The organism is Corynebacterium sp. LaCa_23 (assembly GCF_058182375.1).
This window is the reverse complement of record NZ_CP190825.1, coordinates 2,237,526-2,263,202: the sequence shown is the minus strand read 5'-3', so window position 1 is coordinate 2,263,202 and position 25,677 is coordinate 2,237,526. Positions and strand designations below refer to the sequence as shown.

The following is a 25,677-nucleotide window of genomic DNA, read 5'->3' as shown; positions in this document are numbered from 1 at the left end:
ATTTTTGAAAGACGTTGAGAAGGCCTCACGGTTAAAGGACAGTTCTATGGAAGAATTCCTTGATTAGTTCAAAGCACGCCGTCCAATAAACACAGCTGCTGCTGCTACGACACTGGCCAACAGGGCTAGTCCTCCCAACCCGCGACCGCCGGTATAGGGCAGATCGCCTTTGCGGATATCGGCTACCTGCATTACGGAGTGGTTCGGTTCCTTTTTATCTTTCTGGATAGAAATCTCCGGGTACTGTTCAGCTCCTCCCTCAATCTGAATCTCTGGTTTCCCAGATTCTCCAATAGCGATGTTGAAGTAGATGGGACGGCTAAGCAGCTGGTAGCCAGTAGGTGCTTGTGTTTCTACAAGTTCGTAGCGATTGCCCGGTTCGAGGTCGAAAATCCTCGTTGCGCCATCGCGCAGAACCCCTACTTGTTCGCGGTTATCCCCCTCTACTTTATTAAGCGTAAATTCGGAACCTGCTAGTGGTTGCGGGGTGTCTTCGAAACTGACTTTTTGCACGGAAAGATCAATTTTTACGGGAACGGTATCATTTTCAATCGTGCAATTGACGATGCCCCGGAATGGAACATCCACGCCGAATCCTGGTCTCTCGGCATGATCAATATTGCGCACCTTGGCGTTCGTAGTCTTCCAGGAGTTACCGTCTTGTACACGAGTCGTGCATACAGCATTCTTGCCGTTCTGCTTGTGGAGCCTATAGCCAGACTGCTGATGCTCAACTACGGTGACGGACTGGCCCTTCCTATTTTCTTGATTCAAGGAACGCCCGTAGCGTCCGTCTTCATCGGTTTTATCAGTGACCTGTGCCTTACGCTCAGTTCCATCCTCGCCGTCGATGATGGCTTCTTGACCACCGTCAACGGAGGTATCAAAGGTCCAATCCTGTCCAGGTGAGACCGAGCCATCTTCGCCATGGACAAGCTTAGTCACGTTAATGGAACCAAAGCAGTCACTGAGGACTAGGTCATTGAGTCTATTCACCAAATTATTGAAGTTATCTACGGTAGTGACAGCATCCTCGCTGGAGATATCTGCACCGATGGACTTAGTATTACGAACGCCCGCACGCCAAACTTCTGGCTGGTTCGTAATATCGTATTCCGTGACGGTACTCGCATCAGTGGTATCCCACATCAAGACCTTGCCATTCTCGACAATATCCCGCACGAAATCCGCTTGTCCGTAGTAGCTCGGGTATCCATAGCCGTCCTGGTGAGGCCAGGGTTTTGATATACCATCTGTCACATTGGGTACGTTTGGCGTCTTCTGATTTTTAACTGCCCCCAAACCGAAGTAATCATCTTTCAGAATGTGCTCGTTAAATGGTTCTACGCCTACCATAACGGTTTCGATGCGTGTGCCGGATTCTTTGATCCGGTTAGCCGCGCGAACTGCGGCGGATAGATCACTTTGATTGATCAGGGTACCGATATCAAAGCCGTAAGGATAGTCTCGCCCGCTTGTGGTTGGAAGCCCATCGGAGATGAAGTAGACTACGTCGAACTCTCCCGAGGGGATCTGGTTAAGGCCGGCTTCATAATTGGTGCCACCACGACCATCGCGGTAAAAAGGTTCTGCGATGGCATTAACAGCGCTGCGCAGCTTTTGCACATCACCATTGTCGTTGAGGCTTAACGTATCTGTTGACATGCCGGGGACTGACTTTGCGCTTGAAGCAAAGTTATAGATCGCCATCTGGCTTCCTGTTCCCTGTAACGCGTTAATAACGCTTAAGCCGGCATCGCGGCTAGCAGCAACACCGGCACCATTATTTCGTGCGATGGAATCGGAGGTATCGAAAACTAGGGCAATCTTTCCCCCACAGCGCTTAGGCAAAGCGGGGTTTGGGGAAGATGCTGGCAGCCAGTCTAACTCGTGACGTGGTGTTTCTGGTGCGTTGATATCGGTATCTGTTGCGTCGCGGTTGAACCACTCGGGAGCCTTGTGCCACAGCGTCATCTGGCAATTGGATTGTGTCACATTTAGTGGGATCCGGGCTTCGACATCGAAGGAGTCGATGTTTGAAGGAGCTCGTTGCATCTTTTGATTGAGCTCAAAAAAGATTCGGTTTCCACTTACCGTTAGCGTGTAATCAACGTCTTTTTTAAGCTCTGTCCAACCGGCCGCCCCGGAGCCGAAGCGGAGTTGCAGCCGTGGATCTGCGGTATTGATGGCATTAGTGAGGTCCCCGCCTCCGTTAAGAGCCACCTCGACTACGCTTACATCTTTGCCGCCATGCTTCCGCGTGTTTTCTGAATTGTCCCACCAAGTCTTTGCATACAGAAGGCCATCGTTTGAGGTGCAAGCATCCCACGTTCTCTTGTTTGGAAGCGCACGGTAATTTTTCGCCTCTGTAGGATTTCCAACTGCTGGGGGCTCTGGTGGTGCTAACTCGGTGCCTTCCATGGTCGCCGTCATACTAGACAACCTAGGGACATTTCTCTGTCCTGCCCGCCATTGGACAACAATTGGAGTCCCAGGCTGTACGTCTATGGCAGTCGGAAGAATTACGGTAAGCGTATTCGTAGATCTTCCGTTAGGGGAAATCCAGGACACAGGATACGAGGTACCATTGATGGTGAGAGCCTTGTCTGTATCAGCTGGATACGTAGAGAACTTCTCTGTGGTGTTAAGAGTCAGCTTCTTCATCGACATCGCTTGGGTGGCCGACATGTGAACCGAAAAAACGTTGCTGTATACAGTGCGAACGTTATTGATTGTCACCGGAGCTCGCACTGCAGATTGAGCATGAGCAGTCGGTGTGACGGAGTGTTCCGATTGGGTTGGGGTGACCGCTGGAACAGCCCCAGCTGTCAACATGAGGGTAAAGGCAGCTACTGCGCTTGTCCGCATTTTGCGGGAGAAGCTGTGCATTGTTGTCGTCCCTTTCATCATTGGTCACCTTTGTTATTTCGACGGATAAGCAGCATTCCGGCCGCGATGAGGCTAGCAGCCAGAACAAGGATTCCGAGTACGGAAGCGCCTGTTCGTGCTAATTGGCTGGGCTTTGGTTTCTCAGGACCTTCTGGTGGGGTATCAGCAGGCGTAGTTTCTGTTGTTTCGGAGCCATCCGGTCCCGGCCCCGGAGGCGTGGTGTCCTCAGGTGGTGGGGTCGGACTAGGCTTCGATGGAGTCGGAGTGGGGGTCGGTCGTGGATCGGGGATATCCGTTGGTGGAGGGACATCGCCACCGCCGTCGTCGGTTTTGGCTACTACCTTGAGATCGTGTAGCCAATTTCCCTCCTTGTCGGTGGCAGGAAGCACAACGATCATGGGCTGGATGTCCTTATGCTTCTCCCCGCTGCGTTGGGGAGGGGTTATCTCGATTAGGTATGCGCCCGCCGGGAGATTATCGAAGCGAACCTTGCCAGAATCATCGCTGGTCTCCTTCCTCTTTACCTCGGTAAACCCCAGATCACGTGCTTTTTGCGGAGTGAGGTTGAGAGCATCCGTATATCCCTGGTGCGTACGGATATCAAGACCCGCTACCTGTGCTAATTCGAAGGTATAACCGCTTAACGCTCCCGGTGGTAGCTCGCCTTCTTTAACTTCATCAAAGGGATTACCAGTGGGCAGAGAGATGGTAAGGGAATTGAGCTCTTGACCAATGGAGCTGGGGTCAACTTGGGTGGACGCGGTAGCATACCCGGAAATGACTTTGGCATCAGCCGGTGCTGCGGGTGCAGTCAATGTCACGACACACCCTGCGCACAAGGCTGCTGTTGCCCGAGCTAGTCTACGTTGTTTAAACATTTATGCTTCCTCTAGTGATACTGACTGACCAAACTTCGGCTTTTGCTTTTTATTCAGTTTGTACAGCCAGAAAGCGGCCGCAATGGCGATAAGCAATGCGCCAGCCATAAAAGCCCACATCCACCAAGTCCAGTGGAGGCCACGAGGGGTAAAGGCTTGTTCTGCTTCTTCATCGAAGGGCACGCGCTCAGCAGTAACCAACAAGCGATGGGAATTGACACCATACGGCGTGCAGGTAATGAGGGTAACTTGGTCCTTTCCGGCTTCTGGCCGGAGAGAATCCGTCTCGTGCGGAAGCACCACCCGAATGTCATTGACCTGGTACTTCATTTTTTCACCGGAGACACCAACATAGATTGGGTCTCCTTCTTTGACTTTGTTGAGATTGTCAAAGAGCGTGGCGTTTACCAGTCCGGTGTGGGCAGTTAGGACTGAGTGCGTTCCTTCTCCGCCAACAGGGAGATCGGAGCCGTACAAGTGCCCAACACCCTTCTGAAGGACGTCCTCGCTGGTGCCGTGATAAACGGGAAGATCGACGTCAGCCGAAGGCACAACGAGTCGAGCCATAACGTCATGGGCATCTAATTCGGATAAGTATGCTTGGTAGTCAGCGTTATCCTCAGAAATACGCGTCAGCCAGGGATCGAGGATCGGACCAGCCGAATGAGTCTTGTTGTATTCCTGGGCTGCGGCGAATTGCTGGGCAAGCAACTCCTGATCTGCATTATCGATGTCGTTGCTATAAGAATCAGCGGCGCGGAGCTGTTCCCAGTTATTGAGTTGTGTCACCACCACTGGGTAAAGCAAGAGGCCGATGGCAAGCATCGCGAGAACAATGACGGGAACTGCTTTTTGCGGCAGTGTCTTCGATGTGTCCCTATGCTTCGCTTTAACCGCGGGACCAGAAGTACGCAGTACCATATAAAATTTCCTCACTCGCCAGACTCGGCATGTCCGTTGTGGTGGTGTAAAAGCTCATGGAATCTGTTCCCTCGCCGAAGCGAGGGAACAGTCCACGTATGTGGGAGTTAGCTGCCCGTATGCAGTCGAATTAACTCCCAGGTGCCTAACCGATGGTTCGGTTTAGCTTTCTTTGTTCGCGCGGCGAGCGAACCAGAGTGCACCGCCTGCTACCAGTACGGCGAGTGCGCCTAGGATGCCAATACCCATGCCACCGGTAAGCGGGAGCTGCGGCATATCGGAGCGCTTGTTTTCAATCTTTTTCTCCAACTGCAGAGGGGAATCCGCGTTCAGCTTAGTTTCGTCGGAAGTCAGCTTAAATGAGTGGACCTCATTGGTGGCAACAAAGCCGCGCGGGGCTTTGGTCTCTACAAGGCAGTAGGAGTTTTCGATCTTTTTCGAATCGTCTTCTACATCGGTGACGTGGATGCCATCGATAAGTACGGTGCCGTCGTCAGCGGTCTTCCACTTAGAAGTGCCGTCGATGGAAATCTTTTGCTGATCATTTAACTGATCAGCTTGCGTTTCAGTACCTGCACAGCGGTAGAGCTCAAATTCAGCACCCTTCAGCGGAGTCTCAGAGCCCTCTTCGGTTTTAACTACCTTGACCTGGCCCCAGTAGGACTTGACCTCGTTGGACTCGGTTTCGGTCTCGTTATCTTGGTTAGGGTAGTGGACGAACTGACGGGCCTTGTTTACGGCGATGCCATCGGTGCCTGCGAGTTCCTTCACCTTGGCGGTAATAGTGAGATCGACGGTGGTTCCAGCGTCCAATCCTGCAAGCTTGTCCAAATTGGTGACGTTTAGCTCAACGTCGCCGGTGCCTTGGGTGATATTCAGGGTGTAGTCGCTGGCAGCCAACTCGGTACCATCAGAGAGTGCGACCTGAGCTTCAATATTCTCGAGGTTTTCGGTATCGAGTTTATCCGTAAGGCGGAAGCTCTTGAGCTTTTCGCCCTTCGGGACGACCGGTACGTTGCCGTGGACAACATACTCGATGGTGTCTCCGACGTTCTTGTCCGCGTCTTTGACTTCCTTGGTAACACCTGCGGTGGTGTTCTTCGGCTGGACCACTACATTGTAGTTCCATCCGTTGCCTTCACCGTTGGTATAAGGCAGGGAAACGATAAATGGGGTGGAGGGGGCTACTTGAGAGGCTTTGTAGCTCTTTTGAGTAACGGTGTCGGTTACTTCGCCCTCGATGGTTTCAGTGAATAGCCAAATGCCCTGCTGGAAATTGGTACCGTTCGAATCAAACTTCAGCTGGCCATCGTTGCCGGTTTTGCCGGTAACTGTAGTTCCCGTGGCGGTAGCTCCAAGCTCCTTGTAGTTGCTTGCGTTCAGTTCGCCCAATTTCTTCGGGTCTACGTTGCTGACGTCAAGGAGCGTACCGGTGAAAGTAGCACCTGCCAGTGGGTTACCGGTTGCATCTTGATCTGCTGTGCCGGAACCAGGTCCGCCGATGCTGGTGGGATTGAGGCGCTTATCGATGGTCAGGGTCACCGGCGCATTCTCATCGATGACAGCAGCCGGGGCGGCGGCCGGAGCGCCATCTTGGGCCACGGCGGTTACCCCGCCCATGGAGAGCGTAAGCCCGAAGATGGCCGCAGCACTTGCGGACCGGATTAATGCAGTTTTCTTCATGCGTGAAAAGCCTTTCTTTGCTTAACACCCAACGTGTAGAGAGGGAATCTTTAGGCCAGGTGTTAATGACGACATCCAGGAAACGGAGATCTCGTTTACCCTGTACACACCGTAGGAAGATTAATATTTCCTGTACAAATTGGTTGGAGTGTGATTATCGTTACCTGGAAATATCCTGCATGTATTGATTTCGCAAAGTAGATGCCCCCCCCCCCCAAATGGGAAGACTCTTTGCATTTAAATAAGGCGCGGTGCACCTCGGAAGGAATACTCCGGCAGGTGCACCGCGTTGTGTAAAAGGGCCTTTAGGCGAGCGGGCTCATGGCCACGAAAAGTTGCTTTACCTTCTCGCGAGGAGACTCCTCGCGGGAGTTGTTGGTGCCGTCGCCGCTTTCGTCGGTGCGCTGGCTTTCGGAGTCTGTGTTGTCGGCGTCGGCACCCTTGCCATCTTTGTCCTCTTTGTCGTTCTTAGACACGGCTTTGGAGCCGGTGACGACTTCGATGTCATCGGGGGAGACCTCGCCGGCGCGCAGGGCGGCCATTTCTGCGTGGTAGCGCAGGACAACGGCGATGGTGGCGGCGACCGGCACGGCGAGGAAAGCGCCGACGATGCCGGCCAAGGTGGAACCCACGGTGATGGAGAGCAAGACGATGGCCGCGTGCAGGCCCATGGCCTTGGACTGCAGGATGGGCTGGAGGACGTTGCTTTCTACCTGTTGCACGATGATGATAAGCGCCAGTGCGAGCAGCGCATTGGTCAGGCCATTGGATACCAAGGCGATGATGACGGCCAGGGCGCCGGCGGTGACCGCACCGATGATGGGGATAAAGCCCGCAAAGAAGGTGATCACGGCGATGACCAGCGCCAGTGGGACCTGGAGGGCCCAGAGGCCGAGGCCGATAAAGACGGCATCGACAAGAGCGACGATGGCCTGGGCCTGAATGAAGCCAGACAGGGTCTTCCACACTCGCGAAGTGAGCTCCGTGATGTGCCAGGCGGCGGAGTTGCCGGTGTATTTGCGCAGCCAGGGCAAGAACCTATCGCCATCTTTAATGATGAAGAAGGTGATAAAGAGCATGATGACGGTGGCTACCGCAATGGAGCTGGCCATGGAGACACCAGAAAGCACGCCGGTGGCAATCGTGGAGGCCTGACCCTTGGCAAAGGTCACGATGTCTTGGAAGACCGATTGCAGCTGGTCCACTTCAATGTCCAGCGGGGAATCGTTGACCATCTTGGTCAGCTGCATAATGCCGGCTTCGGCCTCATTAATAAGAACCTTGGACTGCGCGGTGACCATGGGCGCCATGGCGGCAAAGATGCCGCCGAAAATAACCACCAAGCCCAAAAGCGTCGTGACCGCTGCCAGGGTGCGGGGAAAGCCTACGGACCGCAGCCAGGCGGTGACCGGATACAGCACCGTGGATACCAGGATGGCCAGGATAACCGGCAGTAGGCCCACCCAAATAAAGCGCAGCAGGAAGCCCGCCAGGCCAAGTCCTGCCGCGATGAGGATAAAGCACACCGAAATCTTGGCCATGCTGCGGAAGTCTTTCGCTAGCACGGCGGATTTATTATCCCGATCGGCGGGATCGGCGGTGGCTACCTCAGCGCCCAGCTGGGATTCATCGGGGGAGACCAGCGGCGCGGCGTAGGGGTTGTTCGCATCGGCCTTGCGGTTGGCGGCGTTTTGCTCAAGCGCCGACGGGTACTGCGGGCGCTGCGCCGAATTCTGGTCCGAGTGCTGCTCGGCGCCGTTGGGGGAATGGTTTTCTGGCGTAGTCATTCATCTACTATGCCACAGGAAACCACCTAGAGATAGCGCAGGAAAAGCGGAGAAAAAGGTAGCGCCCCACCCAACTCCCAGCAGGAAGGGGAGAAGGTGGGGCGCTTAGTCGCTATACCGCGAGGGCGGCAACTGGCGTATTAGTCGCGCAGGTTGCCCACGTTGCGGATGATGCCGAAGCGGTGCATGGTCACGGAGACTGCCTGCTCGAGGAGGTAAGGCATGAGCTCACGGCGGCCATCGGCAAGCACGGGCTGGTCCAGCACCACGGAGTTGGAGCGCACCGCTGCCTCGTAGACGGAATCCGGCACGGTGCCCAGGGCGCGCACGCGGGAGGACTCGTCATTGGCCACGGCGGCGGCGAAGGAACCATCAGAAATGGACTTCACGTCGAAGCCGAGCTCCTGCAGCTGGGCGGCAACCTCTGGGGCGGCGGAGATTTCCGTCTCGGTACCGGTAATGCCGGAGGCGAGTACCTGGCGGGCGACATCGCGCAGCTTGTAGTCCTCGCCCACGCGGATGCGCAGCTTGGTCAACAGCGGGCGGTAGCGGAAGCGGTTGGCCTCAGAAACCAGCGCGGTGCGGTCGTGGGTGCGGCCGAATTCCTCGAGCCATGCAATCCGGTCCAGCTCGGCGGAGCGCCAGAGCCATTCCAGATCGTCCTTGCTGAGCTCATCAGAAAGCTCATCGCGCAGGCGCTCCAGAATCTTCACGCTGGCCGGGGCGATATCCACGTCGCGCGGCTTGAGCTCGCCATCGGTCCAGGTACCCATCTGAGCCACGTAGTTCGGGCCGCCGGCCTTCGCACCTGGGCCCATGACGGACTTCTTCCAGCCGCCGAAGGACTGCCGCTGGACAATCGCGCCGGTAATGCCGCGGTTGACGTAGGCGTTGCCCACTTCAACGTTGTCGATCCAGTACTCGATTTCCTTGTCATCCAGGGAGTGGATGCCGCCGGTCAGGCCATAGCCGGTGCTGTTTTGCCAAGCGATGGCCTCTTCCAAGGTATCGGCGTACATGATGCCGAGGATGGGGCCGAAGCACTCATTCTTGTGGTACCAAGAACCCGGCTGGACATTATCGCGAATGCCTGGGGACCACAGGGTGCCCTCTTCGTTGAGCTTCTCCGGCTCCAGCAGCCACTTCTCGCCCGGCTCCAGCTGGGTCAGGCCGCGCAGCAGCTTCTCGCTCGGCTTTTCAGCCAGGCCGTTCATCGTGGTGGTGATGTCATAGCCCGGGCCAGGCTTCAGGGTCTTGACGGAATCCAGCAGCTGCTCGCGCAGGCGCTTGGACTTGCCCGCAGCGCCAACGAAAATCACCAGCGAAGCGGCCGAACACTTCTGGCCGGAGTGGCCAAAGGCGGAGTTGTACAGGTCCTGGATGGCCAGGTCCGGGTCGGCGGCTGGGGTGATGACCAGCGCGTTCTTACCGGAGGTCTCTGCCATGAGGTTCATCTTGGGCTTCCAGGAGCGGAAGAGCGCGCCGGTATCGGAGGCACCGGTCAAGATGATGTTGTCCACGTCATCGTGGGAGAGCAGGGCCTTGCCGGCATCGCCTTCATCAGTCAGCACCAGCTGCACCAGATCCGGGTCCAGGCCTTCGGCTTCGAGTGCGGTGCGGAAGGCTTCAACCACCATCTTGCCGCAGTGGACTACCTGGGGAGCAGGCTTGACGATGACCGCCGAGCCCGCCGCCAAGGAGGCCGCAATGCCGCCAGTAGGAATGGCGATGGGGAAGTTCCACGGCGGGGTCACCACGGTGACGGTGTGCGGGTGGAACTCGGAGTGTGCCTCTTCCAAGAAGCGGGCGGACTGGCCGTAGTAGGTGCAGAAGTCAATGGCTTCCGAGACCTCCGGGTCAGTCTGGGTGACCGTCTTATTCGCCTCATAGGCTGCCACGGAGATGAAGTCTCCGCGCTTGGCGGCCAGCTGATCCGCGACGGCGTCCAGGGCCGCGGCGCGCTCTGCGGCGGGGCGCTTGCCCCATTCGGTGCCCAATTCCTTGGCGCGGGCGACGTAGCTTTCCACGGCGGAGGGGTCGGTGACCTCTTGGACGCCGTGCTCACCAGGGTCATTTGCAAGCGCGCGCTTGGCCCAGGTGCGGTTCGGGGTAATTGCCGGGTCCGTATCGGGCTCGTTCCTGAAGCGGCCGGAATCCGGTGCCTGGCGCCCGGAATCCTCGAGGCGGTTCTGGGTGCGGCGCGATCCAGCGAAGGTATCCCAACGCTTGGCCACGGCCTTGCGGAACGTTTCTTCCTGGCTTGCCAGTGGTTCCTCGCCCGGGGCGAAGAGGGCGTAGAGGAAGTTCTGCGGCGCGGAGTTCTCCTCCAAGCGGCGCACGAGGTAGGACACGGCGACGTCGAAGTCATCCGCGTGGACCACCGGGGTGTAGAGGATCTGGCGGCCCTCGTAGACCTTGCGCACGGCTGCCTGCTGCGCCGGGGACATGCCCTGCAGCATCTCAGAATCCAGCATGTGCAGCACGCCGCGCTTTACGCCCAGCTCGTAGGCCATGGCGGCGGTGTACAGGTTGTGGCTGGCCACACCGATGCGGATGCAGTCCGCGAATTCCTCCTGCAGGATGTAATCCAGCAGGCGGTAGTAGTTAGCGTCAACGTCCAGCTTGTTGGTGTAGGTAGCCAGCGGCCAGTCGTGGACTTCGCTTTCGGCGGTCTCCATGGACAGGTTGGCGCCCTTTACAATGCGCACCTTGACCTTGGCGCCGCCTTCTGCCACGCGCTGCTTGGCAAATTCCGCGATGTCCTGGAGGGCATCGAAGGTATCGGGCAGGTAGGCCTGCAGCACGATGCCGGATTCCAGGTTCTTGAACTCCGGCTCGCTCATCAGGCTCTTGAACAGGCGCAGCGTCAGGTGGAGGTCGTGGTATTCCTCCATGTCCATGTTGATAAAGACCTGCGGGTTGCGGCGTGCGGCCTCCTGGTAGAGCGGGCGCAGGCGGTCCTTCAGGCGTTCTACGGAACTGCCGATGTCCCAGTTATTCAGCTGCGCCACCATCGAGGACGCCTTGACGGATACGTAGGTCACGCGCGGGTTCTTGATGAGCTCCAGCGTGCGGCGCGCGCGGGACTTTGCTTCCTCTTCACCAAGCACGGCCTCACCCAGGAGGTTGAGGTTCAGCTGCTCGCCGGAGGCTGCGGCCTTTTCCAGGGTGTCATTGAGCGCATCCGATTCCGCGTCCAGCACCAGGTGGCCAACCATCTTGCGCATGTACATGCGTGCTACCGGCATGACCAGGTTAGGCAGGATGGGTCCGAAGAAGCCGCCGGCGCCGACGAGCGCGCCATTGATGCTGCCCAGGAAGGAAGGATCGTACTGGGAGGAAATGTCCTTCAGCGCCTTGGCCGTGACCTTGTCATCCTCCGGGCGCATGACGCGGTCCACGAAGTCCATTGTGAACCGCACACCATTGTCATCGCGCAACAGCTCCGCGAGCTGCTCGGTGGCCTTGTCCTTTTCATCTGCGGTGGATTCAAGCCAGCCCTGCGCGCGCTTAATGGCGGCGGGCAGTACGGCCTCAACATCATCAGATAGTGGCGTGCGGGTGTATGCGGGAGAAGTCATGTGAAATTCAACCTCTTTTTCGAAACGTGTACTTCCAGGTTGGCGGCCAACCCACACCGCGGTGTGGCCTTTATGCTGTGACTTTTAGCGCCGGTGGCAGAAAGTGGCTGGTAAGTCTATGGAAATGAGAAAGCATGCGGGGCGTTTTAACGCCGCACACGTGGCAATGAGTGGAACACGCGGAATGCGCGCGCCGCTGCTCGGTGGTTTACACCAAGCGAATCAACAAGCCATAGTGCTATCGGTATTGGTGACCGGGGGCCTGTCGCTATGGCGGCGGACGCGTGCCAAGTTGGTGTTCAACACTCACCTGCTTTCTACGAAGTGACGATATTAAAAAAGGGTGAGCACTCTATCTGGTAAAAGTGCAATGTCCTTTATGTTCCAGAACGGGGTATAAGTACCGGAAACGGCATAAATCCGCTGGTACGCAAGGATTTTTACCCCTTTGCTGTTAACCTGATTATAGGGATGGAAGAAACGTGACGCTAGTCTCGTTTGCAAAATCGCACTCGGGGGTAAAAATAGAAAGCTTAACTTGCTGGGTATAGAGTTTTAGGGGGTAGTCGCTGTCTAGTGTTAAAGGTGCGCTTTCTCCGAGATTAACCGTGTTAAAGACTGTCTGGCGAGGTCAGGGTCGTGCGGCGATCTGGGGTAAATGGGCCAAGACTGTATTTCATCCAGATCGCCGCTCATGTGAAGTTGATATGTGTTCAACCTTGTACATGAGGTACACGCTTTTCACAGCTCATGTTAATGTTCACGGCTGAATCTTAAGCATTCTCTAGCCCCTATCCATCTACTTGCCAGAGGTTTCCATGAGTACTTCCAGAAAAGCTTCCACGAAAGTAATGGCGTTGTTTTCCGCTTCGCTCCTGACGGTAGGGGGAGCTGCGGTCGTAACCCCTACGTCTGCTAATGCCTTCATTCCTGACGATCAGCTAACGACATCCCACGGTGACAACTTGGGACACGGCCCTAAGGCGGCCAGGATTACTTTGGACACAGATAAAACCAAAGTAAAACCAGGTGAAACCGTCAATGCCCACATTGAAATTGAAGGTGCGGCACCTTATCCAAAGTTGGGAGAATGGAAATATGGCGAGTCTGATATCACCGCAGTTTTGTTTGAGCTGAATGTTAATCCGAAACTGACCGTGAAATCGGTAGATAAGTTGGACTTTAAGTGGAGCGACGGTAAGAAGCGGGAGCTTACCCAGGCTCCGACGGTGGACGAGCACAACACTATTACTTTTGAATTTGCAACCGGCGAGCTTCGCCCTGGGTTTAAATCGACTACTCCCTTTGGCGCCGACACTTCTCTAAGTGTCGATATTCCTGTCACGGTTAACGAGACTGTCAAAGACGGTGAAGAACTCGGTGTGACAGTAGCGACCGAAATCGATATCCGCCCGACGTTGGACTGGACGTACGGGAAATGGGAAATGAACGAGGTAAACGGTCGCGAGGTGGACAATGCTGCCTGCTACCGGGATGCGGAAGGTACGCTTACCTTTGAAAACCCAGGCCGCTACGGAACTTGGATGGCCGATTTGTGGCTCGGGACCACTGCTGACCACTTCAGATTGAATGGTCAACCAGAATTTACTGTGACGGGCCCCAATGGAGAGAATCTCACCGATAAGGTTTTCCCAAGTGACGCTTATCCAAAGCGTACCCTGAACCCGCAGGCTAAGCCGACCATTTATACGGGTGCCGACGGTACGGATCTGACAAACTATCGTTGGCTCAGCCGCTATGAATGGAAGTTCAATGAAAAGGGCTCCGCCGGCGATGTATGGATACCTGAAGGCTCTACCATCCACGTTAAACAACGGGTGAGGTCTACTAATTGCTCATTCAATCCCAGCAAGGACCACTTCGGTGTCAAGGTCGAAAGCCGAAATGCGCATCTATTTAAACAAGATGTTGCGAGTGCCGCGCTGACCGTCGATGAAAATCCGGAGGCGCCTACTCCAAGCGAAACTGAACCGAAACCGGATACGGAAAAAGAGTCGGAGCCGTCTTCTACCTCTTCTACTCCGTCTACGGAGGCGACGACTACCTCGGATTCTCCTGAACCGTCGGAGCCAACGGAACCAACGGAGCCATCGGAACCGTCAGAGCCTTCGGAGACTACGCCCAATGAAGATGGCGAGACCACGGTAACGACCACGGAACCAGAGACCGAGGCCCCTGAGCCTGAGCCGGAAGAGGATCCTGAGCCATCTTCTCCTTCGTCTACTACGTCTACGGAGGTGACGACTACCTCGGAGACTCCTGCTTCTTCGACTACGGAGACGACCAAGACGACTACGCCGACGTGTAAGCCATCGGAGTCTGAGTCCCCTAAGCCATCGGATCCGTCGGAGCCGTCCGAGCCTTCGGAGCCAACGCCTAGCGAGAGCGGCAAGACCACAGTTCCTTCTACGGAGCCTGAGTCCGAGGACCCAGATTGCAAGCCATCGGGAAGCCCTGAGCCTACGCCTTCGTCCACCACGACGCCGACGCTGCCGCAGCCATTGCTCCTCGTGCCATTGTTGCCGCTGGGCAAGAACAAGGACGAGGATCCCAGCACGACGCCGGAAAAGCCGAAGTCGAGCGAGCCTAAGGGGACCGAGCCGCAGGAGCCTGGCAAGCAGCAGGAGACCACCCAGCCGCAGAACGGGTCGCAGTCTCATGCCGCCACCAGCACGACGGCGCCAGCCCCTGCCAAGGGTGACCACTCGCAGCGAACCACTGGCCTTGCCAATACCGGTGCATCTGTCATCGGCCTGGTGATTGCCGGAATAATGGCTATTGCAGGCGGTCTCTTCCTGGTGCGTAGGAACCGCAACGCTTAAAAGCTAGTGGCAGTTACCCAGCACTGCCGACTTTTCAGAATCTGACTTAGAAGCGGTCAAAGCAGCGCCCTCGCAACGCGTACGAAACGTTGCGGGGGCGCATTGTGCTGTGCAGGTGCCCTCTAAGGGAAGTAGCTATTTTCCGTAGCCGGCTTTCAGTGCTTTGACGGCGAGTTCAAGGCGGGACTTAGCATGGAATTCGCTGAGCAGGCTGGAGACGTACTTTTTGACGGTGCCGGCGGCATAGTGGGTGCTGGTGGCAATTTCCTCATTGGATTTGCCCTCGCAGACTAGGTTGAGGATGCGCTCTTGTGCCGGGGAGATGGTGGGTGCTTCCGGGCTGTGGTCCGGGGCGGCGGCATCGCTATCGGTGTGCAGCTCCGGCATCTGCTGGAAGAGGCGCGTCAAAGATTGCGGGGCGACGACCGTGCCGCCGCGCACCGCCTCCCGGACCGTGTCTTGGATATAGGCGGGCTTGGAGCTTTTGAGGATATAGGCTGCGGCCTTGTGGGACATGACCTCTTTGAGGGTGTCATCGTTATCCATTGCCGTCATCGCGATGAAAACTGGGGGATCCTCCAGCTTGTTGATCTCGCGCAATAATTCCGTGCCATCCATTTCTGGCATGTGAATATCGGCGATAACCGCATCGATGTCGTTGGTCTTTAGCTGCTCCAGGGCATCCTTGCCGTTTTCTGCGGTGGCGCGGACCTCCATGTCCTCGGCGGTAGCAAAGTAGTGGCCTAGGGCTTGGAGGACGAGGGGGTCATCATCGACAAGCAGCAGCGCTGTCTTTACTCGAAGCACCATGGAGCCGGGCAGCCGAAGACGAGTTCTACGGAGGACTCGTACTTGGTGTTCTGGGGGAGATCGCCGGGCGTTAGGTCCGCGCCGAACAGGGAGGTGGACATCATTAAGGGCGTGAGGATACTAGCGAGCGCGGTCTGCATAACCAATCTCCTTGTCATAAAATCTACGTCAAAATAAGCAAGGCATAGCTTAATTGAAGGGGGCGCGGGCCTGCCATGCGGCGTGGCATAATTAACGCGCCTTATGCGCCGAAGGTGGCAGGGATAGGGTGAGCTCCCAGCGCTTGTCGATGCCCCTCGTATCCAGCCTGGCATCGATAGTCGCGGCGATGCGCTGCATGGATGAAAGCCCGATGCCTGACGATGTCTCTGCCGACGTGTTCGTGGGCTTGGCTATGGGATTGCTCAGCCTCAGTTGCGTCCAGCCCCTATGAGGCCGCGCCGAAATGACAATCTCGGCACCGGGCGGCGAGTACTTCACAGCGTTCAGGCACGCCTCGGTGGTGATGGCGGCGATGGATTCGAGCACCGTGGGAGGAAATTCGGGGCAGAAATCGTGCCCGCTGATATTGACGACCGGGCGCCGGTTGAGCTTGGAGAGCCGCTCTTCCTCGCGGCTGAGCAACTGGGCAAAGCTAGTGGGTGGGGCCATCGTCCCAAGGCTGGTGCCCTCGGTCGCGCCCTCAATATTGGTGCGCAGCACCTTGGTGAGCGCGCGGACCTCGGACATAGAGGCACGCATGGCATCGCTAAGCTCAGTAAGGCGCCGGCTAAGTCCTGGATCGTTGGCATATTCCAAGCTTAGGGCTTCTAATTGCATGGTATTGACCGTCAGGCTGGAGACCACGGAATTGTGGAGGGTCTCCGCCAAGTCGGTCTGGCGGCGCTTGACATCGTTGTTCCATTCCACCATGGCCTTCTTGTAGCGCTTGGCGGAATGCGCCAGCGTGCCGCCGATAAGGGCGCTGACAGTCAAAAGCATGCCCCAGACCAGCGCGGGCGCCGGGAGGAAAACCAGCCGGTGCGTGCCAGGATCGATAAGGCCGACACCCCAAAATGCCAAGAGGAGGAAGAAGGTCTGCCATCTGGTGCCATGAAAGGCGAAGACGGCGAGGAAGACCGGGGCGAGGAAGACGCAGCTGGCATAGGGGATGCCCACCGTGAGGATGGCAGCGACCCAGATGCCCAGGAACGCCACCGTCATGGTCTTGGGGTAGCGGTACACAGAGGCGGTGATCACCGTGAGGATAAGCCCGATGATGGCCGCGGAAAGCTGATGCTCGGTTGGGGTGAGAAACGCTGCGAGCAGGGTAAGTGCTACGCACAGCGCGGCGATCAATGCTGCGGTGCGCTGCAGGGTCATCGCCGAGCGGAGGCGATGATACAGCGGCGGGCGAGGGGCGTGGGTCACGGCGAGAAGGATGCTTTCTAGACGCTGGGGTGAAGGTTGACGTGCGCGTCTAGTGTAAATACAAACGCATATCTGAGAAATAGGGTGCTAAAACAGCTAAACCTCCCTGCGCCTTCTGGCTGCTTAATCGTGCAGCTTAATTGCGCAGCGCATGCCGCGCGGCACAGAAGGTGAGGGAGGTTTAGCTGGTCTTCACGAAGGAGTGTGAAACGCTACCGAGCGTTTTAAGTGCTCGGAGTTTTAAGCGTTTGCGGCGGTGGCGGTGGTGGCAGCCTCTTCAGCCGCAGCGGTGGTCTCAGTGGTGGACTCTACGCTGCCCTGGGAGGACAACCCCTCAACTACAGAGGACAGGCCCTCGGAGTTGGAGTCGGACTGAGAAATCAGCCCAACAATGCCCTTGGTGATCTTAACGACAGTATCGAAGTCAACGGCGGAGCTGAGGTGTACAAGGGTATCGAGCATTGACATTTCCTTTCATGTCGGTGGGGGAAGTGAATCTACACAACAATCATTCTCTGGATAGCAACCGAGCGGCTGCCGTGGTGTCCAGTATCTGCGAGCAGGTGAGGGCTGACAATCCTCTTTGTGCCCCATTCTTTGGTAACTTTTGGCCACCTTTGGGTCACTTTTTGGGGCGCCGTGTGGGTGACTTTGGGCTCTGTGGGGCTCAAGGGGGAAGAGTTTTTCTTTGTTGTGTATCTGGGGCGGCTGGGATGGTGGTCCAGCTTTACAACCTGTCTAGCTGGGAAAATATAAAAAGTTTCAAGAAAGTTGAGTCTGCGGGAATAACTTTGCAGGGTGGCCCGTTATTAAGATTGAGTGACACAGGCTCAAGGTTTTGTGTAGGAGCGCTAAAGTTCTGTTAGAGTAGCGCAAGGACGCAACGAAGAGTTGAGTCACTGACAATCAACTTTATTAACTGCACTCAATAAAAAGGAGAATGAATCATGGGACGCGCAGTAGGTATTGACCTTGGTACGACGAACTCCGTCGTTTCCGTATTGGAAGGTGGCGAGTCCACCGTTATCGCTAACTCCGAAGGCTCCCGCACCACGCCTTCCGTTGTAGCGTTTGCGAAGAACGGCGAAATTCTGGTTGGTCAGTCCGCCAAGAACCAGGCCGTGACCAACGTGGACCGCACCATCCGCTCCGTCAAGCGCCACATTGGTACTGACTGGACCGTCAACATCGATGACAAGGACTACACCTCCCAGGAGATTTCTGCTCGCACGCTGATGAAGCTGAAGCGCGATGCAGAGTCCTACTTGGGTGAGGATGTTACGGACGCTGTTATTACCGTTCCTGCATACTTCGAGGACGCACAGCGCCAGGCCACCAAGGAAGCCGGCCAGATTGCCGGCCTGAACGTCCTGCGCATTGTCAACGAGCCCACCGCGGCAGCACTTGCATACGGCCTGGAAAAGGGCGAACAAGAGCAGACCATCCTGGTCTTCGACTTGGGCGGCGGCACCTTCGACGTGTCCTTGCTGGAAATCGGCGATGGCGTCGTTGAGGTTATGGCTACTGCAGGTGACAACACCTTGGGCGGCGATGACTGGGATCAGCGCATCGTTGACTGGTTGGTTGACCGCTTCAAGAGCTCCCAGGGTGTTGACCTGACCAAGGACAAGCGCGCCGTGCAGCGTTTGCGCGAGGCTGCAGAGAAGGCCAAGATTGAGCTGTCCTCCTCTCAGCAGGCCAACATCAACCTGCCTTACATCACCGTTGACTCCGACAAGAACCCACTGTTCTTGGACGAGACCCTGACCCGCACCGAGTTCCAGAAGATCACCCAGGATCTGCTGGACCGCACCAAGGCTCCATTCAACCAGGTCATCAAGGATGCTGACCTTTCCGTTGGCGATATCGACCACGTTGTGCTGGTCGGCGGTTCCACCCGTATGCCGGCCGTATCCGACCTGGTCAAGGAGCTGACCAGCAAGGACCCGAACAAGGGCGTTAACCCGGACGAGGTCGTTGCAGTGGGTGCTGCCCTTCAGGCAGGCGTGCTGCGCGGCGAGGTTAAGGACGTGCTGCTTCTCGATGTCACCCCGCTCTCCCTCGGCATTGAAACCAAGGGCGGCGTGATGACCAAGCTTATCGAGCGCAACACCACCATTCCGACCAAGAAGTCTGAGACCTTCACCACCGCAGAAGACAACCAGCCTTCCGTGCAGATTCAGGTCTTCCAGGGCGAGCGCGAGATGGCTACCGCCAACAAGCTGCTGGGTTCCTTCGAGCTCGGCGGCATTGCACCGGCGCCTCGCGGTGTGCCCCAGATTGAGGTCACCTTCGATATCGACGCCAACGGAATCGTCCACGTGACCGCCAAGGACAAGGGCACCGGCAAGGAAAACACCATCAAGATCCAGGAAGGCTCCGGCCTTTCCCAGGAAGAGATCGACCGCATGGTCAAGGACGCCGAGCAGCACGCTGAGGAAGACAAGAAGCGTCGCGAGGAGCAGGAGCTGCGCAATAACGCAGAGTCCACCTCCTACCAGACCCGCAAGTTCTTGGAGGATAACGAGGACAAGGTCTCTGAGGACACCAAGACCAAGGTCACCGAGGCTGCTGACGCCGTCGACGAGGCACTGAAGGGCGATGACCTTGATGCCATCAAGTCCGCAGTAGAGAAGCTGTCCACCGAATCCCAGGAGATGGGCAAGCAGATCTACGAGGCACAGGCTGCAGAAGGCGGCGCTGAGAGTGCTGCCGATGCTGGCGCTGCACAGGGCGACCCGAACGTGGTCGACGCTGAAGTTGTGGACGAAGACGAGAACTCCGACGACAACAAGGATGGCGACAAGTAATGACTCAGGACAGCGGAATGCCGCAAAACCCAGGCGACCCGGAAAACACGGATCCGGAGGCTACCTCGGCTGACCGCGCTGAGGCTGCCGCCGAAAAGGCCGAGGAAGCACAGGCTGCCAACGACGCGCAGGCTGATGCCTCCGAAGAAGCCAAGTTGGATCCCACCCTTGATGCTGACCTCGAAGACGCGCTGGCTGATGTCAACGCCGATGAGGTCGAGGCCGAGGCGGAGGGCGATGAGCCCACCTCCACCGGCGCTGCCGCCAACGATGTGGAGGCGCAGTTGGCAGAACGCACGGAAGACCTGCAGCGTCTGAATGCGGAATACACCAACTACCGCCGCCGCACCGAGCGTGACCGCCAATCCGTTATTGAGACCGCGAAGGCAAAGGTCATTAGTGACTTGCTGCCGGTCCTCGATGACCTCGATTTGGCCAAGCAGCACGGTGACCTAGAGGGCCCGCTCAAGGCGGTTGCGGATAAGCTCCGCAAGGGCCTAGAGCAGCACAACCTCACCGCCTTTGGTGAAGAAGGCGAACCCTTCGACCCAGAGATGCACGAGGCCGTGCAGGATTTATCCTCCGGCGATGAGCAGGTGCTCGGCACCGTGCTGCGCCAGGGCTACCGCGTAGGCGAGAGGCTGGTGCGCAACGCGCTGGTCATCATCGCGGACCCCGGTGAGGACTCCGGCAGTTCGGAAGGCACCGAACAAGCCGATTAATCCGGAAAAAGGGCGCCTTGGGAACTGACTGATTCAACTTCCCCCGGCGCCCTTTTTACTAACTACAACCGATTCTTCTTGAAAGGAGGAGATGCCCAGTGAGCGCTAAACCCGAATGGGCAGACAAAGATTATTATGCGGATCTGGGGGTCTCCTCGTCCGCAGACCAAAGCGAGATCAAGCGCGCGTACCGCAAGCTTGCCCGCGAAAACCACCCCGATACCCACCCCGATGACCCCGCGGCAGCGGACCGGTTCAAGCGGGTTGCGGAAGCATACGATGTGCTTTCCGATGCCTCCGAGCGCAAGGAATACGACCAGTTCAAGGCCATGCTGCGTAATGGCGGTGGCTTTGGACGGAACGGAGGCGCCGGCTTTCCCGGCGGGTTTCGATCCACGAACATGGGTGGACAAGGTGCGCAAGACTTCGACCTCTCGGACCTCTTCGGAGGAGCCACTGGAGGATCGTCTCAAGGCGGCGGTTTTGGGGATATCTTCGGTAGCGTTTTCAACCGCAGCGGTAGTGCTGGCCACTCAGCTAAACCGTCGCGGGGGGCCGATGTCGAAACGGAAATAACCCTCGATTTCCGCGAGGCCGCCAAGGGGACCACCATCCCGCTGGCCTTAAGCGGTAATGCGCCGTGCACCACGTGCCACGGCTCGGGTTCTTCCTCTGGCAAGACCTCAACGTGCGGGACTTGCAATGGCTCCGGGTACACCTCGGAAAACCGCGGTGCCTTCGGCTTTTCCGCCCCGTGCAAGGATTGCGATGGCACGGGCCGCCGCATCCCGGATCCGTGCTCGGATTGCAACGGCACCGGAACGGTGCACCGCACCCGGAATATCACGGTCCGCATCCCCGCCGGCGTCATCGACGGCCAAAAGGTCCGCATCGCCGGCCAAGGCGAGGCTGGCCCGAACGGTACCCCGGCCGGTGACCTCTTCGTTGCGGTCACCGTCAAGCCTGACAAGGTCTTTACCCGCGACGGCGACGATATCCACATCACCGTCCCTGTCTCGTTTGCCGAGCTCGCCCTTGGTGACACCATCACGGTTCCCACCTTGGACAGCCCGGTCCGCGTGAAGATCCCGGCCGGTACCCCGGATGGCCGCACCTTGCGCGTGCGTGGACGCGGCATTGCCAAGCGCGCCGGCAAGGCTGGCGACCTCTTGGTCAGCGTGCAGGTCACCGTGCCTTCCAAGCTCGATGCTGCGGCCTCCAGCGCCTTGCGCACCTATGCACAAGCCGAAAAGGACTCTGGCTTTAATCCCCGCGCAGGCTGGGCCGGCGCGGGGAGCAATTAAGGCAGGAGGTGCATTGCACAATGAGTACTGGAAAGGCAGAAGGCTCCGCTACTGCGGTCTACGTCATTTCCGTGGCCGCCGAGCTTTCCGGGATGCACGCCCAAACCCTGCGCACCTATGACCGCATGGGTTTGGTCTCCCCGGCCCGCACCCGGGGCGGCGGCCGCCGTTATTCGGATCGCGATATTGAACTGCTCCGCAAGATTCAGGCGCTCTCGCAAGACGATGGCGTCAATCTCGCCGGCATCAAATCCATCATCGAGCTAACCGAGGAACGCGACCAGCTCGAGGCTGAACGCGATGCGCTTGCCGATGAAGTCCGTGCCCTCCGCGACCAGCTCGCCGCCGGGCAGCGCTCGGGATCGCAGCACCCCCAAGCCCAGGGGCAGCACACCCGCGGCGCACAAGGCCCGCAAGGCCCACAAGGCTCGCAGGCCCCAGTGCGTTCCCAGCGCAGCGGTGAGCTCGTCCACGTCCCGCGGTCTACCTCCGTGGTGATGTGGAGCCCGCGCACCGCGCGCGATCGCAAACGCAATCGCCGAAACAATGGCGGCTAAACCGGCTAAACCGCCTAATTCGTCCTGCGGACGAGAAACCTCAACTTAAAACCCTCCATACCTTTGCCAGGACATAGCGCCCGCACAGGTATGGAGGGTTTATCTCTGTCCAAAAGTCCTTCACCTCCGCGGTTCCTCCCTCGGTGCTCTCTCTCGGCGCATTCGCGGGAGCCCTCTCGGTGCCCATCGGCGCCTACCCGTTCCCGCGTCCTCTCGCAGTCGCTACGCCTTCACCCCGGAAATGTCGCGCCCGCACAACCGGACTTTGGCCTGTGAAGAAATGTTAATTTCTCACCCCTATTTTGTGCGAGATGCGAAAAAGTGCATTACTATGGCCGGAAAGCAGGTGAGATACGCCACGGTAGAGCGCCTGCAGTGGTTCGAGCCATACCCGGCAAGGGCCACGTCTGGCAAGAGCCACAGTCGAGATTTCTGCACGAGAGGACACCACCATCATGACTTTGTACGCAGCACCCGGAACCGAAGGGGCCATCGTCAACTACCGCGACCGCTATGACAACTACATCGGCGGCAAGTGGGTACCGCCAGTCGATGGCGAATACATGGACAACATTAGCCCCGTGACCGGTGAAGTATTTTGTCAGGTAGCCCGTGGCAAGGAAGCCGATGTCAATGCAGCCATCGACGCCGCGGAAAAGGCCTTCGCCACCTTTGGCAAGACCACGCCAGCAGAGCGCGCGCTCTTGTTGCACCGCATCGCGGACCGGATTGAAGAAAACCTCGAAAAGATCGCCGTCGCGGAAACCTGGGAAAACGGCAAGGCCGTCCGCGAGACCTTGGCCGCCGATATCCCACTGGCCGTTGACCACTTCCGCTACTTCGCGGGCGCCATCCGCGCGCAGGAGGGCCGCCTGTCCCAAATCAGCGAAGACACCGTGGCCTACCACTTCCACGAGCCGCTCGGCGTGGTCGGCCAAATCATTCCGTGGAATTTCCCGCTGCTCATGGCTTCCTGGAAGATCGCACCGGCCCTGGCCGCCGGTAACTGCATCGTTCTCAAACCCGCGGAGCAAACGCCAGCATCCATCCTCTTGCTCATGGATATCATCGGCGACCTCCTCCCAGACGGCGTGCTCAATATCGTCAACGGTGTGGGCGAGGAAGCTGGTGCGGCATTGTCGGGTTCGGACCGCATCGCCAAGATCGCGTTCACCGGATCCACCCCAGTGGGCAAGCTCATCAATAAGGCCGCCGCGGACAAGGTCATTCCGGTCACCCTGGAACTCGGCGGCAAATCGCCGTCCATCTTCTTCAAAGACATCATGGATGAAGATGACTCCTACCTAGAAAAGTGCGTCGAGGGATTCGTCATGTTCGCCCTCAACCAGGGCGAGGTCTGCACCTGCCCATCGCGCGCGCTGGTCCATGAGGATATTGCTGATAAGTTCTTGGAGCTCGCCATCGAGCGCGTCAAGAAGATCAAGATTGGCCACCCGTTGGATACCGAAACCATGATGGGCGCCCAGGCCTCTCAGGAGCAGATGGACAAGATCACCGAATACCTCAAGATCGGCCCAGAAGAAGGCGCGGAAACGCTCACCGGCGGCCACGTGAACAAGGTCGAAGGCCTCGAAAACGGCTATTACATCGAGCCCACGGTCTTTAAGGGCAGCAACGAGATGCGCATCTTCCAGGAGGAGATCTTCGGGCCAGTGCTCTCTGTGGCGACCTTCAAGGATTACGACGAGGCCATCGAGATCGCGAATACCACCAACTTCGGCCTCGGCGCCGGCGTATGGTCGCGCCAACAAAACATCTGCTACCGCGCCGGGCGCGATATTCAGGCCGGCCGCGTGTGGGTCAACCACTACCACGACTACCCGGCACACAGCGCCTTCGGCGGCTACAAGGAATCCGGCCTGGGCCGCGAGAACCACTTGATGATGCTCGGCCACTACCAGGAAACCAAGAACATGCTGGTCTCGTACTCGGACGCCCCCGCAGGACTCTTCTAAACCCGCCCCACGCTCCCACGCCCCCGCGCTGCCCAGCCCAACGCTAATCCGGCCTGGGTTCCGGGGCGGCCACCGTGCCCAAACCGCGCAGGAACTGCGGATCCTCCCAATAGGACCCGTGGTCCCCAGGCAGGCCATCCGCGCCGGGGAGGGGAGTGGCGCCAAAGGACTGGGTGGTGGGATCCGGGCCGTGGATTCCGCTCAGTGGCCCCGTCGCGATAGCGATGGGGTCATTGTCATTAGTCGCCGCCCACACGGTGCCGCGCAGCTCGCGGGCGTGCTGCGCGCTGGTGCCGGGGCTGCCCACGAGCACGATATCGGAGGCGATGTCCTCCTCGCGCGCCGCATATCCGGTCACGACGGAGCCATAGGAATAACCCACCACCGTTCGTTTCGCACCTGGATACCGCTTGCCGATGCCCCGCTGAAACCGCACCAGCTCCTGCCCCGCCGCCCGCGCGGGTTCGGCGTGCACGGCGCGCGGCAAACTTGACGGCGCCTGGTAGCCCAACCATACGGCGGCAGGGCCACCGCTCGCCTTGGCGATATTGCGGCCACGGTCCACGGCGCGCTGCCAGGTGGTGGGGTCGGAGGAATGCACGCCTTCGACAAACGTGGTCACGGACGCAGGCTCCGTGCGAAAGCCCTCCGGATCCACCAGGGCCACCAGCCGTCCGGGGCTGGTCTCCACGATGCGCATATCGGGATTATCCGCGGCCAGCTGCGCCACGCGGTCGCTGGCCTGGGCGAGGTTAATCTCGTGGATGGTATCGAGGGGGAGATCGGCAAAATCCTCCAGCCGCTGCGGCGGCTCCGCCCCGGCCGGCGTGCAGAGGGCGTCGATTTCTTGGGAGCAGAGCCAATCGAGGGCGTCGCCAAGCGCGCGCACTTCCCGCAGTTGTACGGCCCCGGCTAGCGCGGCGGGCCCAGAAAGCTCGTCGATCTTGCCCAAAAAGGAAATGATCCGCGCCTCCACTCCCTCGCGCCAGGCCTGCAGATCCGCATGCCGGTCGAGTACCTCGATGACCCGCTCCATCTGCCCAAGCGGGCTACTCAGCCACTCGGTCGCCTCCTCCAAACCGGATCGCGCCGCCACACCCGCGGGCCCACCCAGCGATAGCGAGCGCCAATCGTGGTGCGAGTCCATATAGTGAGTGTGCAGGCCAGAGCGATCCGCGGCGAGCTGCGCGGCGCTGTGGCGCAGGGCAGTCGATAAATTCATCGCGCCCTCCCCAAGCTCGCGGCGAGCGAGGAATCGAGCGCGCGGGCGCGATCCAGAAAGTCGTGGAGGCTGCGCAGGTGCTGGGAAACGGTGGCATCGCTAAGCTGCTGCGTCTCAGACCATTGCGCCACCGCGCGCTGGAGGGAAGCGGACGTCCGAGAGGCCACGCTTAAGTGCGCCCCCGGCAACGCCGCCGCCGGCCGCGCCCTCAACGTGCGTACATGTACGGGAAGGTGTTCAGGAATATCTACATAAGTCATGGCCTTAAGCGTGGCCGCTGCGGG

18 protein-coding genes are annotated in these 25,677 nt (G+C 58.3%); 6 read left to right on the top strand and 12 right to left on the bottom strand.

The window, feature by feature from the left end; all coding sequences use genetic code 11:
• Positions 1–63: 63 nt before the first annotated feature.
• From ACP8IT_RS10715 to ACP8IT_RS10690, 6 genes are all read right to left on the bottom strand, one after another.
• Positions 64–2,433, bottom strand: a complete 2,370-nt coding sequence (locus ACP8IT_RS10715) for a SpaA isopeptide-forming pilin-related protein (RefSeq protein WP_490290080.1) — start codon at positions 2,431–2,433, stop codon at positions 64–66.
• Between the two features lie 473 nt (positions 2,434–2,906).
• Positions 2,907–3,710, bottom strand: coding sequence for a pilin N-terminal domain-containing protein (locus ACP8IT_RS10710; protein ID WP_490290079.1), 804 nt, complete (start codon positions 3,708–3,710; stop codon positions 2,907–2,909).
• A 57-nt stretch (positions 3,711–3,767) separates the two neighbouring features.
• The gene (locus ACP8IT_RS10705; protein ID WP_284630747.1) at positions 3,768–4,688 is read right to left on the bottom strand and encodes a class C sortase; all 921 of its coding nucleotides are present in this window, start codon (positions 4,686–4,688) and stop codon (positions 3,768–3,770) included.
• A gap of 162 nt (positions 4,689–4,850) precedes the next feature.
• A complete protein-coding gene (locus tag ACP8IT_RS10700; protein WP_490290078.1) occupies positions 4,851–6,371 on the bottom strand; it encodes a SpaH/EbpB family LPXTG-anchored major pilin in 1,521 nt (506 codons plus the stop codon).
• Positions 6,372–6,676: 305 nt separating this feature from the next.
• Entirely contained in the window at positions 6,677–8,158 is a 1,482-nt protein-coding gene (locus ACP8IT_RS10695) for an AI-2E family transporter (protein WP_490290077.1), read from the bottom strand.
• Positions 8,159–8,298: 140 nt separating this feature from the next.
• A complete protein-coding gene (locus ACP8IT_RS10690; protein ID WP_490290076.1) occupies positions 8,299–11,739 on the bottom strand; it encodes a bifunctional proline dehydrogenase/L-glutamate gamma-semialdehyde dehydrogenase in 3,441 nt (1,146 codons plus the stop codon).
• A 1,124-nt stretch (positions 11,740–12,863) separates the two neighbouring features.
• Here ACP8IT_RS10690 and ACP8IT_RS10685 point away from each other — a divergent pair.
• Entirely contained in the window at positions 12,864–14,582 is a 1,719-nt protein-coding gene (locus tag ACP8IT_RS10685; protein ID WP_490290075.1) for an LPXTG cell wall anchor domain-containing protein, read from the top strand.
• 135 nt (positions 14,583–14,717) lie between these two features.
• Here the strand turns inward: ACP8IT_RS10685 and ACP8IT_RS10680 are convergent, their stop codons facing one another.
• From ACP8IT_RS10680 to ACP8IT_RS10665, 4 genes are all read right to left on the bottom strand, one after another.
• Positions 14,718–15,392 carry a response regulator gene (locus ACP8IT_RS10680; RefSeq protein WP_490290074.1) on the bottom strand — a complete coding sequence of 225 codons (675 nt, stop codon included), beginning with the start codon at positions 15,390–15,392 and terminating at the stop codon, positions 14,718–14,720.
• The gene (locus ACP8IT_RS10675) at positions 15,377–15,532 is read right to left on the bottom strand and encodes a hypothetical protein (RefSeq protein WP_023018046.1); all 156 of its coding nucleotides are present in this window, start codon (positions 15,530–15,532) and stop codon (positions 15,377–15,379) included. The genes ACP8IT_RS10680 and ACP8IT_RS10675 overlap by 16 nt, the downstream gene beginning before the upstream one ends.
• Positions 15,533–15,623: 91 nt before the next feature.
• Complete coding sequence (locus ACP8IT_RS10670) at positions 15,624–16,802, bottom strand: histidine kinase (protein WP_490290073.1); 1,179 nt, start codon at positions 16,800–16,802, stop codon at positions 15,624–15,626.
• A 240-nt stretch (positions 16,803–17,042) separates the two neighbouring features.
• Complete coding sequence (locus ACP8IT_RS10665) at positions 17,043–17,264, bottom strand: hypothetical protein (protein ID WP_039885835.1); 222 nt, start codon at positions 17,262–17,264, stop codon at positions 17,043–17,045.
• Positions 17,265–17,749: 485 nt separating this feature from the next.
• Here ACP8IT_RS10665 and dnaK point away from each other — a divergent pair, with 485 nt between their 5' ends.
• The 5 genes from dnaK to exaC all read left to right on the top strand — a co-directional run bounded on the left by dnaK (position 17,750) and on the right by exaC (position 24,171).
• Positions 17,750–19,612: a molecular chaperone DnaK gene (dnaK, locus tag ACP8IT_RS10660; protein WP_481971692.1), complete on the top strand. Its 1,863-nt coding sequence runs from the start codon at positions 17,750–17,752 to the stop codon at positions 19,610–19,612.
• Positions 19,612–20,334, top strand: a complete 723-nt coding sequence (grpE, locus tag ACP8IT_RS10655) for a nucleotide exchange factor GrpE (RefSeq protein WP_481971693.1) — start codon at positions 19,612–19,614, stop codon at positions 20,332–20,334. The genes dnaK and grpE overlap by 1 nt, the downstream gene beginning before the upstream one ends.
• 98 nt (positions 20,335–20,432) lie before the next feature.
• Entirely contained in the window at positions 20,433–21,638 is a 1,206-nt protein-coding gene (gene dnaJ, locus ACP8IT_RS10650) for a molecular chaperone DnaJ (protein WP_481971694.1), read from the top strand.
• Positions 21,639–21,658: 20 nt separating this feature from the next.
• Positions 21,659–22,195, top strand: a complete 537-nt coding sequence (locus ACP8IT_RS10645) for a heat shock protein transcriptional repressor HspR (protein WP_237801270.1) — start codon at positions 21,659–21,661, stop codon at positions 22,193–22,195.
• A gap of 455 nt (positions 22,196–22,650) precedes the next feature.
• Positions 22,651–24,171, top strand: a complete 1,521-nt coding sequence (gene exaC, locus ACP8IT_RS10640) for an acetaldehyde dehydrogenase ExaC (protein ID WP_005279394.1) — start codon at positions 22,651–22,653, stop codon at positions 24,169–24,171.
• A 43-nt stretch (positions 24,172–24,214) separates the two neighbouring features.
• On the opposite strand, the gene ACP8IT_RS10635 is transcribed toward exaC, so the two are convergent.
• Together ACP8IT_RS10635 and ACP8IT_RS10630 are read right to left on the bottom strand one after the other, a co-directional pair.
• Complete coding sequence (locus ACP8IT_RS10635; protein ID WP_490290072.1) at positions 24,215–25,393, bottom strand: alpha/beta hydrolase; 1,179 nt, start codon at positions 25,391–25,393, stop codon at positions 24,215–24,217.
• Positions 25,390–25,653, bottom strand: a complete 264-nt coding sequence (locus ACP8IT_RS10630) for a hypothetical protein (protein ID WP_490290071.1) — start codon at positions 25,651–25,653, stop codon at positions 25,390–25,392. The genes ACP8IT_RS10635 and ACP8IT_RS10630 overlap by 4 nt, the downstream gene beginning before the upstream one ends.
• Between the last annotated feature and the right edge of the window lie 24 nt (positions 25,654–25,677).